At 69.3% G+C, this 10,890-nt stretch carries 13 protein-coding genes; 12 read left to right on the top strand and 1 reads right to left on the bottom strand.

Features of this window, described 5'->3' with window-relative positions:
• Positions 1–145: 145 nt before the first annotated feature.
• The 5 genes from ACWC2T_RS44980 to ACWC2T_RS45000 all read left to right on the top strand — a co-directional run bounded on the left by ACWC2T_RS44980 (position 146) and on the right by ACWC2T_RS45000 (position 5,989).
• Complete coding sequence (locus ACWC2T_RS44980; protein WP_450676075.1) at positions 146–484, top strand: hypothetical protein; 339 nt, start codon at positions 146–148, stop codon at positions 482–484.
• 41 nt (positions 485–525) lie between these two features.
• Complete coding sequence (locus ACWC2T_RS44985; protein ID WP_450676076.1) at positions 526–1,323, top strand: hypothetical protein; 798 nt, start codon at positions 526–528, stop codon at positions 1,321–1,323.
• 44 nt (positions 1,324–1,367) lie between these two features.
• The gene (locus ACWC2T_RS44990; protein WP_450676077.1) at positions 1,368–1,892 is read left to right on the top strand and encodes a single-stranded DNA-binding protein; all 525 of its coding nucleotides are present in this window, start codon (positions 1,368–1,370) and stop codon (positions 1,890–1,892) included.
• A gap of 837 nt (positions 1,893–2,729) precedes the next feature.
• Positions 2,730–3,773: a tyrosine-type recombinase/integrase gene (locus tag ACWC2T_RS44995; RefSeq protein ID WP_450676078.1), complete on the top strand. Its 1,044-nt coding sequence runs from the start codon at positions 2,730–2,732 to the stop codon at positions 3,771–3,773.
• Complete coding sequence (locus ACWC2T_RS45000) at positions 3,770–5,989, top strand: tyrosine-type recombinase/integrase (RefSeq protein ID WP_450676079.1); 2,220 nt, start codon at positions 3,770–3,772, stop codon at positions 5,987–5,989. Before ACWC2T_RS44995 ends, ACWC2T_RS45000 begins: the two co-directional genes overlap by 4 nt.
• Here the strand turns inward: ACWC2T_RS45000 and ACWC2T_RS45005 are convergent.
• Complete coding sequence (locus tag ACWC2T_RS45005) at positions 5,955–6,497, bottom strand: phosphoribosyltransferase family protein (RefSeq protein ID WP_450676080.1); 543 nt, start codon at positions 6,495–6,497, stop codon at positions 5,955–5,957. The two genes, ACWC2T_RS45000 and ACWC2T_RS45005, sit on opposite strands and share 35 nt — an antisense overlap.
• 147 nt (positions 6,498–6,644) lie before the next feature.
• On the opposite strand from ACWC2T_RS45005, the gene ACWC2T_RS45010 reads away from it, so the two are divergent.
• From ACWC2T_RS45010 to ACWC2T_RS45040, 7 genes are all read left to right on the top strand, one after another.
• Entirely contained in the window at positions 6,645–7,184 is a 540-nt protein-coding gene (locus ACWC2T_RS45010) for a hypothetical protein (protein WP_450676081.1), read from the top strand.
• 131 nt (positions 7,185–7,315) lie between these two features.
• Positions 7,316–7,600, top strand: coding sequence for a hypothetical protein (locus tag ACWC2T_RS45015; RefSeq protein WP_450676082.1), 285 nt, complete (start codon positions 7,316–7,318; stop codon positions 7,598–7,600).
• A 42-nt stretch (positions 7,601–7,642) separates the two neighbouring features.
• On the top strand, positions 7,643–7,903 hold the full coding sequence (locus tag ACWC2T_RS45020) for a hypothetical protein (protein WP_450676083.1): 261 nt from the start codon (positions 7,643–7,645) through the stop codon (positions 7,901–7,903).
• Entirely contained in the window at positions 7,900–8,424 is a 525-nt protein-coding gene (locus ACWC2T_RS45025; RefSeq protein ID WP_450676084.1) for a DUF6248 family natural product biosynthesis protein, read from the top strand. The genes ACWC2T_RS45020 and ACWC2T_RS45025 overlap by 4 nt, the downstream gene beginning before the upstream one ends.
• A 188-nt stretch (positions 8,425–8,612) precedes the next feature.
• On the top strand, positions 8,613–9,596 hold the full coding sequence (locus ACWC2T_RS45030; RefSeq protein ID WP_450676085.1) for a phosphoadenosine phosphosulfate reductase: 984 nt from the start codon (positions 8,613–8,615) through the stop codon (positions 9,594–9,596).
• A gap of 46 nt (positions 9,597–9,642) precedes the next feature.
• A complete protein-coding gene (locus ACWC2T_RS45035; RefSeq protein ID WP_450676086.1) occupies positions 9,643–9,984 on the top strand; it encodes a hypothetical protein in 342 nt (113 codons plus the stop codon).
• Positions 9,985–10,113: 129 nt separating this feature from the next.
• Positions 10,114–10,812, top strand: a complete 699-nt coding sequence (locus ACWC2T_RS45040; protein WP_450676087.1) for a hypothetical protein — start codon at positions 10,114–10,116, stop codon at positions 10,810–10,812.
• The last annotated feature ends 78 nt before the right edge of the window (positions 10,813–10,890 follow it).

The following is a 10,890-nucleotide window of genomic DNA, read 5'->3' on the forward strand; positions in this document are numbered from 1 at the left end:
TCCGACCAGGCAGCGGCCGAACAAGTGAACCTGAAACCACGTCAACCCGTTCTGACCAGCTAGTCATCCACTCCCGCACGTCGGGGGAACCTCAGAACCCGCGCTGCACCCCGAGTGCCTGCCATACGCCGCCGCGCACTGCCCCATGCTCAACGGGACGGCCACGCACTACCGGCACCGCCCCGTCGTGGCCAGCCATCCGGCGGGCCGGCCCTGCACCGATCCGTCCTGCCCGTGCCCGGCCCGCAAGCCCGACGACGGCCACGCCGCCCGCAGCGGCAGCCCCGCCGACCGGTACGAGGCCTGGATGATCCACACCGACCACTACCGCCTGCTCTTCCCTCCCGAGCGGCCCGATGCGCCCTCGGGCATCAGCCTCGACGTGCCCGTCCTGCGCCGGCGCGTCCTGCGCCCCGCCCAGCTCACGTCCGAGCAGGAGCGCCTGATGGGGCTGGTGCGTGGCCTCCTGGGCGGCAGTCCGTGACCCCCATTCGCCCCGCTGTCTCTTCGTTGAAGGAGTCTTCCGTGATCACGCCCGACCCGGCCACGCCCGAAGGCGCAGCCGTCATCGACCTGTACGAGCAGATGAAAGCGCTGGAGGAACGCACCGACGAGTGGCCCGGCGCCGACACCGTCGACATTCTTGATGGGTGGCTCGCGCGCTTCGACTTCACCCGCCCGGTGACGCGCACACGGCACGTCGCGGGCAGCGTCTGGGTGCTGCGCCGCCAGGACCGGCACGAGGACGAGGTGACACTCTGGGCCGACGAGGCCTCGGCGCTGGCCTGCCTGGCACAGCACGTGCGCAGCAGCTGGGACAACGTGCTCGGCAACGACGGCATCCCGAAGTGCCCGCCCCTCAACGACCGTGAGGCCGTTGACCTGTACTACGGGCCGCAGGCACAGCGCGCGGAGGAGCACTACTCGCTGTACGCCGACGACATCGGCCGGCTGGTGCGGACTCTGCCAGCTGCGAACGGCGTCCGCTTCCCCGGCGAGGAGGTCTGCGCCGAGGTCAACAGCGCGGCCGTCTTCCACCCGATGGCCGGCCCCGACGACGAAGGCCTGCCGTGCATCGAGATCGCAGGTGTTCTGGTCTTCGCCTACCTGGACGCCGACGTGCAGGCTGTGCGGGTCTCGGTGCATCTCGACACCGCCGACCAGCTGCTGATCAAGCCCGGGCACATGGTGCCGCTGCATGTGGAGGTCGAGGAGTCCACGGTGTTCAGCGGGGGTGCAGTACTGGCGGGAGCGGCGGCCGCAGGGTGGCGGCAGAGGCTGCGGCGGCTGGTCCGCTGGGTGCTGCGGGCGAAGGGGGATTGACTCACCACCAATACACACTATTATTTGAGATAGGAGGTGTTCACATGGCCCCGTCGATCAGGCACGTGTCCGGCACCGTCAGCAGCGACGTCGAATGCCGCTTCACCCCATCCGGCATCGCCGTCTGCCGCTTCCGCCTCACCGAGACCCCCAGCCAGTGGGACGCCGCCACACAGAAGTGGCGGGACGGGACCCCGATCTCCTACGTGTGCACCGCCTGGCGGGACCTCGCACGCAACGCCACCGAATCCCTCACCAGCGGGGTCACCGTCCTGGTCAAGGGCCGCATCACCGAGATCAAGGACAACTCCGTCTACCTGAGCGTCGACGACCTCGGCATCAGCCTGCGCCAGCGCGTCGCGTACACCGAAGTCAGCCTGCCCAGCCCGGTTGCCGCCGGCCCCGTCACCCCTCCCCCGGCGCCTCCTCTCTCCACGCCGAACGCGGCCCGGCCGTTCGCCAGGCGGCCGGGCAACCCACCCGCGTGGTGGGAGGAGCAGAGGTCCTCCGGCTGGTCCAACACCGGCACCTCCGCCGCCGACGGCTCGCCCCTTCACGTCGGCCGCTGACCCTCTCGCCCTTCTTCCCCTTCACCGCCCGCCCCGGCGCGGCACCGGTTCGCCTGCCGGTGCCGCGCCATGCCCGAAAGGCCGCCATGCCCGAGAGCACCCTGCCCGAACGCGCCGCGGAGGAGTGACGCACCGCCATGCCCGGCACCACGTACACCCCGTCGCTGCCCGGCCTCACCGCCAACGACGACCTGGACACCGTCATCAACTGGGGACTGGGCGCGGACTCGACCGCCTACCTCGCACGAGTGCTCACCGCCCCCGCCACGTACGGCATCGACCTGGAGCGCACCGCCGTCCTCTACATGGCCACCGGCAGCGAGTGGCCCGAAACCCGGCTCCTGGTCGATGAGTTCATGCTCCCGCTGCTCCGCGAGCACGGCGTGCGTTTCGTCCAGCTGGCGCGCAACGGGCGCCTGAAGGAGGACGGCTTCACGATCCTGGACGACTCCCGCCACCCCGAGCGGCTCTTCGCCCGTGGGCCGTGGACGCTGTGGGACGACCTGGAGTCTGTGGGCACGGTGCCCCAGCAGGCCGGCACCCGCAAATGCAGCCTGTGGGCCAAGGGTGCCGTGGGCGACTGGTGGCTCACCCAGGTCTTCGGCGGCCGCCCGTTCAGGCAGATCATGGGCTTCAACGCCGACGAGGAAGGCCGCCGCTTCGGCGACCAGGCCGCCTCGAAGATCCCTGGACGCACCGGTGAGTTCCCGCTCATCGATTGGGCCTGGGACCGGCAGCAGTGCGAGGCCTATCTCCTGGACCGGTTCGGCGTGCACTGGCCGAAGTCGTACTGCACCTTCTGCTTTATGTGGAATCGGGCGGGTCTAGCCTGCAGTCATGGCCCCCATCCCGTGGGGCAAGTTCCCCACTGTTGCCGAGCATCAACAAGCTCACCGGTGGCTGGAGTTCACGGCCAACATCGGTCGAGCACCCAACACCATCGACGCGTACGGGCGGGCAGTCGAGGACCACCTGCGGTTCTGTGCGGCGGAAGGCACGGACCCCATGCTGGCCCGTGCGGACACCGTCGCCGCCTGGATCAGGGACATGCTGGACCGTCCCGTGAAACGCCCCGCGAAAGGACCTCGCCGAGCCGAGGCGGGTCTGGCGAACGCGACCATTCAACAGCGCCTGGTGGCCGTCCGGTCCTTCTACGAGTACCTGGTGGAAGACGGGCTGCGCGAACACAACCCGGTCCGACGAGGACAGGCAAGCCGCCGCGGACGCAGAGCCCGGCAGGGCCTCGTACGGCGCATCGAGCAAGCTCCCTGGATCCCCAACGAGGAGGTCTGGCAACGGATTCTGGTCGCCTCCGTGAAGGAGACTCTGCGCAACCGGCTGATGATCACGCTCGCCTATGACGGTGCTCTGCGCCGCGAAGAACTCGTCCAACTCGACGTCGACGACTTCGAGCCCGCACACAGCCTGATCCACCTGCGGGCGGAAACCACCAAGTCCCAACGAGCCAGGGAGGTGGTCTTCGGCGCCACCTCGTCCCGACTGTTCGTCTCCTACCTTCACGAACGCCGCACGATGTTCGGCCGGATCGACGGTCCGCTATTCCGCTCGTCCTCGAACCGCAACTACGGCTCTCCACTGGGACCGTCCAGCTGGTCGAAGACCGTCGAACGCATCGCCCGCAACGCCGGAGCCGACCGGCTGTCCACCCACACCTTGCGACATCTGCGGCTGACCGACCTGGCCCGCGCCGACTGGACCATCGACCAGATCGCCCAGTACGCCGGCCACCGCGATCTCGCCACCACCATGCGCTACATCCATCTGTCCGGTCGCGAACTGGCCGCCCGATTCCACCGCACGAACAAGACCATCCAAGCCGATCGCGAGCGACTGCTCGCCTCACTGCTGGAGGAGCGATGAGCACAGCCGATCCCGTCCAGGCTCCCGACGGCACAATGCCGCGGGAGGCCCTGCTGGAGCTGATGCAACCGGTCGACGAAGCCGTGCGGGCCTGGTCCCGCAACGGGGGCCGCACCGCTCGCAACCGGATCCTCGACGAGGTACGCGCCCGCGGAATCTCCTACCAGTCGTGGGACGAGACCACCTGGGCGGAGATATCCCGGACGGCCGGTCCCGCCCGTCTGCATATCGCGGCTCTGGGCCACCTCCTCGGCGGGCACCACCGCCTCCACCACACCGCCGGGATCAACCAGCTCCGCAGGCTTGCCGACTTGATCTTCGGCCCCGGCGCCACCAGTCCTGCGCTGCACGAGATCGAACAGACCCTGAGTTCCTGGCAGACCTCCCCGCACCTGCTGGAATGGCAGGTCGGCAACGCAGTCCTCGACGCCCTCCTCAGCATGGGCAGCCCGCACCTGGACGACCTCACCGACGAGCTCGTACGTCAACTCGTCGACGACTACAAGGCAGCCGGTCTGACCAGTCGGCGCCGCGGCCTCATCAAGATCTCCCGGGTGCTCGCAGCCAAGGGCATCATCCCCGCCCCGCTGCACGCCAACGAGGACAAGGCCGGGCCCCGTTCCGACATGCTCTCCACCGTCCCGCAGGAATGGGCCGAATGGGCATTGCGCTGGCGGAAGTTCTCCACCCACGAACCCGGCACCATCCGGTCGATGTTCTCCGTCATCCTCATCGGCGGACGCTGGGCCGCGGAGAAGCACCCGGACGTCATCTCGCCGGACCAGTGGACCAGGGACATGGCGGCCGAGTACATCGCCGACACCATGCAAGCCACCGTCGGGCAGTGGGCCGGACACAACCGCAACCACAGCCGCTTCGGCCAGCCCATCTCCGCGGGAGGCCGGGCAGCGCGGATCGACAGCATCCGCGGGTTCTTCTGTGACCTCATCGAATGGGAATGGATCAAACCGCGCTTCGACCCGCGCCGAGTGATGAGCATGCCGCTGTCTCTGCGCGCCCAGATGGGACCGAACCCCAGGATTATCGACGACGCGTCGTGGGCCAAGCTCATGGCCGCCGGACTGACCCTGAACAGCGAGGACCTCAAGCGATACGGCTCCGGCCGGGCTCGCAAAGCGGGATGGAAGGCCACCTACTATCCGATCGAGATGGTCCGGGCGATGGTCGGGGTCTGGCTGTTCGGCGGCTGCCGCGTCGACGAGATCCGCCGTCTCGAACTGGACTGCGTCACCTGGGACAAGGGCACCGACGACACCAGCGGCGAGCCCTTCACCGTCTGTCTGCTCCACATCCCTCAGAACAAGACGTCCCGTCCGTTCAACAAACCGGTCGACCCCGTCGTCGGCCAGCTCATCGACGCCTGGAAGCTCGTCCGCCCACCCCAGCCCGACCTAGCCGACCGCAAGACCGGCCAGAAACGGCAGCACTTGTTCTGCCACCGGGGGCAGCTCGTCGGCAAGGACTACCTGAACCACAACATCCTCCCGGCTCTCTGCCGCAAGTCCGGCGTCCCACAGAGCGACTCCCGCGGCGCGCTGACCAGCCACCGGGCACGCGCCACCATCGCCACCCAACTCCTCAACGCACGCGAGCCGCTAACCCTCAACGACCTGCAGCAATGGCTTGGTCACAAGCACCCCGCCAGCACGCGCTACTACGCTGCGACCCTGCAGCGCACCCTCACCGCGGCCTACAAGAAGGCCGACTACTTCGCCCGCAACGTCCGCACCATCCAGGTCCTCATCGACCGCGAGTCCATCCTCACCGGCGCCGCCGCCGGCGGCGAACAGCCCTGGAAGTACTACGACCTGGGCAGCGGCTACTGCAGCTACGACTTCTTCGCCAAGTGCCCCCACCGGCTGGCCTGCGCCCGCTGCCCGTTCTACGTCCCCAAGGACTCCACCCGCGGCCAACTCCTGGCCGTCAAGGACGGCATCGACCAGATGCTCGAACAGCTCGACCTCACAGATGACGAACGCGAAGCCCTCGAAGGCGACCGCGAAGCGGTCACCGCCCTCGCGAAACGCCTCGCCGACACCCCCACACCCGCCGGACCCACACCGAGGGAGCTCGGCACTGCGACCGATGCCTTCGTTCCGCTGACCCAACTTGCCCAGACGATGCCCACCGGGAGAAGGCTGCCGCCGTCCCCCGCCTGGCCTACTCCTCAACCCGATACGACGGAAGGTCACTGAAGGCCAGCAGCGCCTGAACCGGCCCGACCGTCTGTCTCCGCTCCTCACCGAGCTGATCAACGACGACGCTGCAACCAGCCCAGCTGCTGCCGCACTCCGCGACCATGTCCCTGACCGCGGTCGCCTGGTTCCCGGTCTCGATCCAGTCGTCAACCAACAACACCCTGTCGCCCGCCTTCAGCGCAGACCGCTGAAGACGAAGGCGGTGTTGTTGGTGCCGATAGTCCGGCGCCGCCCGACGCTCAACCTTCTCGCCGGGAAATAGCCCGTCGCCCTTACGAACCGGCACGAAGCCAACCCCCAGTTCCACCGCAGCGGCGGCACCCAGGAGGAAACCTCGCGACTCGACGCCGCAGACCGCGGTGACGCCAGCCTCCCGGAACGGATCGACGAGCGCCTTGACGACCGCATTGAGGGCCTCAGCGTCTCGGAAGATCGCCCACACATCGGCATGGCCGTCAATCCATGCGAAGTGCTCCAGAACAAGGTCACGCGCAGCTTTGGTCACGGCCTGGAGTCTCCACACCGCCCCGTCGGAGATCAACCGAGTATCGCGACGGCCGTCTGCGCTGCCGAACCAAACCCACACAGACCCCACGACAGAAAGGTCACGCTCCTGTCTCGATTCTCAATAACTTGCCGCTTCCCCGTCTCCATGGGCGCCTTGCCCGCCCACCTGGAGCGCATGCGCTGCCACCCCGATATCGCCGGTGAGGTGCTGCGCCTGGAGTACACGGCGATGAGCCTCAACCCCAACGCCAAGCTCTACGGCCGCAAGACCCTCCTGGAGATGTTCGACCGCTCCCGGCCACGGGACCGCGCGTGCCTGGAGGCGTTCGAGCGCGAGCTCGACATGCCGTGGGCGCTGTACCACGTGCGCCGCCTGTTCCTGCTGTCCGGCTCCGGCAAGCGACGGCCCGTGATGCGCTCCACCGAGCGCGTAGACCTCGGCCGCCCAAGGCAGCTGGCACAGCGGCTGATCACCGTCTCCGAGAGGCACGGCGTCGAGGTCGAGTACGACCCGCTGTACGGGCGTGCCCGGTCCTGGGTCCGCGCCCGAGGCACGGCGTGGCCGATGGCGGAAGAGCTGTTCGCCACCGCCCCTGCCCGCGTGATCGACAAGCAGGAAGACACCTTCGAGCAGGAGTGGGACGCCCTGCTCTCGGGCTCCGCCGCCCAACTCTCCCTCGCCTGAACCACCTCTCCCCCTTGCCCGGAAGGATCTCCGCATGCGCGCGCCCATGCCCGTATCCCCTGCTCTTCCCGCCCGTCTCCCGCGTCGTGCTGTACCTGGCCACGCCGTCCGGCGCTGACATACGGGCCGCCATGCAGGCCGGCCTCCTGGCCTGCATGACGACCCCGGCCCAGGGCAACGTGATCCCGCCCGGCGCCCTGTACGCCTGCGACAACGGCAAGTTCGGCAAGGGCTGGCCCGGTGCCGAAGCCTGGTTCACCTGGCTGAAGGCAACCGTCGACCGCTACGGACGCGACCGATGCCTGTGGGCCGTGGCCCCCGACGTCCCCATGGACGCCGCGGCGACCTTGACCGAGTCGATGCCGTGGCTGGAGCGGATCCGCTCCCTGGGCGTTCCGGCCGCTTTCGCCGCCTAGGACGGCAGCGAGCACAACCTCATCCCCTGGGACGTCATCGACGTGCTGTTCCTCACCGGCAGCACGGCCTGGAAGACCGGCCCGGCCGCGCACCGCCTAGCCCTTGAGGCCCGCGAGCGCGGCCTGGCCGTCCACATGGGCCGGGTCAACTCCCGCCGACGGCTGCGCATCGCGCAGGCCTTCGGCTGCACCAGCTGCGACGGCACCTACCTCGCCTTCGGCCCCGATGCCAACCTCCCCCGCCTCCTGGCCTGGATGAACGAACTCCACACCACGCCCACCCTGTTCGGAGACGAGACATGACGACCTGGCTGCGCTTCATCGGCGCATCGATCATGGGCATCCTCGATCCCGTCCCCTCCACCGTGCCTTCCCCGATGACCGAGGAGGAAGCCTCCTGGGTCCGCGCGAACGCCTGGACCAAGGGACTGCGCAAGATCGAGGACGCCTACCCCCACGGCTTCCACCGCTGGTGCTCCTGCGAGCGCGGCACCTGCCACCCCTGCGCCTCAGGCCACCATGACCAGTGCGTCAGCGTCGGCCACCCCCGCGTCGACAAGGACGCCGGCACCATCACAGACCGGGGCGGCTTCGTCGTCGCCGTGATCCAACACGGATCCGGCCAACGGCCCTGCCGTTGGGTCTGCCCCTGCACTCACCCCACAGACGTCGAGCACACCGCCGTCGCCGACGGCTCCGAAGCGCCCCCGGGCCCCCAGGATCCACCGACCACGCCCCGGCCTGCCTCGTCCCCGGCCGGTCAGCTCTCCCTCTTCACCGGCGCGGCCCCGACGGAGGGGCCCGCGGGCGGGGAGACGCCGTGACGTTCCCTTCCGGCTCGGCTGAAGCCGCCACCAGCCAGAGGAGATCAAGCCCGGTCTCCCTCCCCCGGCGGCCCGCCTCACGCGTTCCCGACCGCCGTCTCGCGCGCCCAGCCCCACCGCCCGCTTCTGTTCTCACCGGAGCCGTCATGTCTTCGTGTCTTGCCAACCACCCGCTCCACACGCCTGATTTGACCTCATACGATCTGCTCGCACCCCAGATATCCGGCGGCAAGGACAGTGCGGTGATGATCGCCGTGTTCATGGAGGCCGCCCTGGCCGCCGGCGTGGACGACCGGGTGATCTCGTACCACTCCAGCCTCGGTGTGCTGGAGTGGCCGCCGGTCGTCTTCGACGGCATCCGGTATCCGGGGGTGTCCGAGCTCGCCGCGCTGCAGAGCGCCGCCTTCGGGGTGCCGGCCGACCGGCACCTGGAGGTCACCCGCACCATGCCCGTCCCGGACGGCACCCGGATGCCGCACAGTCTGCTGACCGAGATCGCAGCGTACGGACGGTTCCCGCGCAAAGGCAGCCCGTACTGCCGCAAGAGCGCCAAGGAGAGCGTGGTCTCCACCGCCTGGACACCGATCGTCAGCCGCCTCAAGCGCGAGCTCGGCCGGCCGGTGCGGATCCTGAAGGTCATGGGCCTGCGCAGCGACGAGGGTCCCGACCGCAAGAAGCGTGCGGCCTTCCGCACGGTGCAGGCCAACAGTGCGCGCGTCGTCGACGAGTGGCTGCCCATCAAGGACTGGTCGACCGACGCGGTCAAAGAGTGGCACGCCAGCGCACCGGTGCCGTACTGCTGGACGTACGACTCGGTACCCGGAGCAGGCGACTGGTCCGGAACCTCCCGCTGCTCCTGCTCGCTGTGCTGCTGCTTCGCCTCCCGCCGCGACCTGCTGCTCTCCATCGGCCGGCGGCCGCGGCTAGCCGCCCTGTACGCCGAGGTGGAGCAGGCGCGCGGCGACAGCTTCCGCCCTGACCGGCGCATCACCGACCTGATCCGGCATGCCGAAACCTGCGGGGCACCCGACCCCGGCGTCGTGTGTGCGGACGACGGCCCGGAGTTCACCGCCCTCGAGGAGCAGGTGCGGGCGGCGCTGAAGAAGGAGCCCCGCAAGCAACCTGAGCTGGCCCGCCGCGGCGGCCGCGCGCTGTGCGACGGCTGCAGCTGACCACCGCGTCTGCCTTCACCCCTGCCAGGGAGGCATACTGCTGATGATGACGACGACCACCCAGCGCATCCTCGACCTCGCCGCGGCGGCACCGGCCAGCCACGATGAGGACTTGGTGCTGCTCCTGCGCGAAGCAGCCGAGCTGTACCAGCAGGGCCTTGAGGGTCTGCGCCAGCGCGTGGCGGGACGCTTCGGCGGGCTGCCCACGCAGGATCTGGCAGCGGCTGCGAGCGCGGCCGGCATGCCCTGCGATGCATCCCACGACCGCGACGAGCTGCTCCTGCTGCTGGCCCTGGCCGAGTGGGAGATGACGCCGGCCGCGATGGCCTACTCGGAGATGGCCGCGGACGCCGCCCGCCGCGGCGTCTGCCTGATCCCCGAGGAATGACCCCGTTTGGTCCGCCGCCGGGAGAAGAACCTGGGCGGCGGGCTGGACCCCCACCCCAAACTCCTGCCATTATGTGAGTTGTGGGCCGGGCAGGCCGGCTCACTTTCCGACAGGACGGATCCATCCGCCATGACCTCGCGCCGAGAGCCACGTCTGGCCGACGCTGCTGAGATCGCGGCTGAGCAGGGTCTGTCGCCTGCGCGGATCAGCATGCTGTACACCGAGCGCGCCGAGAACGGATTCCCCGAAGTCGCCGGCCACCGCGGCCGTGCACGCCTGTGGGACCACGCCGAGGTCACCAAGTGGTTCGCCGGCCGCCGGCCCGCCAGGCTCCGCGAGCACACGCCGCCCTCCCGCGACCCGAAGGACCTGCTGACCGCGGCGGAGGCCTCGAGGTTCCTGGGCTACAAGAACCCCAACCAGGTCACCACCTACGTCCGCGACCACCCCGGCTACTTCCCCGACCCGGACGTCGTCGAAGAGCTGGGCACTCCGGAAAACCCCTACCGCCGGCAGATGTGGCGCGTTCAGACCCTGCTGGACTGGATGGCCACCCGGCCCGGCCGCGGAAAACGCGCCGGCGCCAAGCGCGCCGCGCCGTCACTGCCCGATGTCCCCGTCGACGGCGACCCCGACGAGCTCCTCGGGGCGACCCAGGCGGCCGCCCTGCTGGGGTTCAAGAGCGTCAACTCCTTCTCCAGCAGCCTCTCCCAGGGGAACCTGCCCCTGCTCGAAACCCCCGACGCACTCACTGAACAGGGCGGACGCCGGCGATGGACGCGTCGGCGGATTCTCGAGCAGGCGGCTCAACGCAGTCCCCGAAAGTAGCGGCGGCGGGCGCGAACGCGCCCGCTCGCGGGAGCGCGCGTGGTGGCCGTGCCGGGGGATGCAGACGGTGTGGATCCG

The sequence above is a fragment of the Streptomyces sp. NPDC001393 genome (assembly GCF_053597455.1).

Bases quoted from the DNA above. Each gene is read 5' to 3' on its own strand.
- ACWC2T_RS45015 (WP_450676082.1), top strand. From the start codon at position 7,316: ATGCAGGCCGGCCTCCTGGCCTGCATGACGACCCCGGCCCAGGGCAAC.
- ACWC2T_RS45040 (WP_450676087.1), top strand. From the start codon at position 10,114: ATGACCTCGCGCCGAGAGCCACGTCTGGCCGACGCTGCTGAGATCGCG.
- ACWC2T_RS45035 (WP_450676086.1), top strand. From the start codon at position 9,643: ATGACGACGACCACCCAGCGCATCCTCGACCTCGCCGCGGCGGCACCG.
- ACWC2T_RS45025 (WP_450676084.1), top strand. From the start codon at position 7,900: ATGACGACCTGGCTGCGCTTCATCGGCGCATCGATCATGGGCATCCTC.
- ACWC2T_RS44990 (WP_450676077.1), top strand. From the start codon at position 1,368: ATGGCCCCGTCGATCAGGCACGTGTCCGGCACCGTCAGCAGCGACGTC.
- ACWC2T_RS44980 (WP_450676075.1), top strand. From the start codon at position 146: ATGCTCAACGGGACGGCCACGCACTACCGGCACCGCCCCGTCGTGGCC.
- ACWC2T_RS45010 (WP_450676081.1), top strand. From the start codon at position 6,645: ATGGGCGCCTTGCCCGCCCACCTGGAGCGCATGCGCTGCCACCCCGAT.
- ACWC2T_RS45000 (WP_450676079.1), top strand. From the start codon at position 3,770: ATGAGCACAGCCGATCCCGTCCAGGCTCCCGACGGCACAATGCCGCGG.
- ACWC2T_RS44995 (WP_450676078.1), top strand. From the start codon at position 2,730: ATGGCCCCCATCCCGTGGGGCAAGTTCCCCACTGTTGCCGAGCATCAA.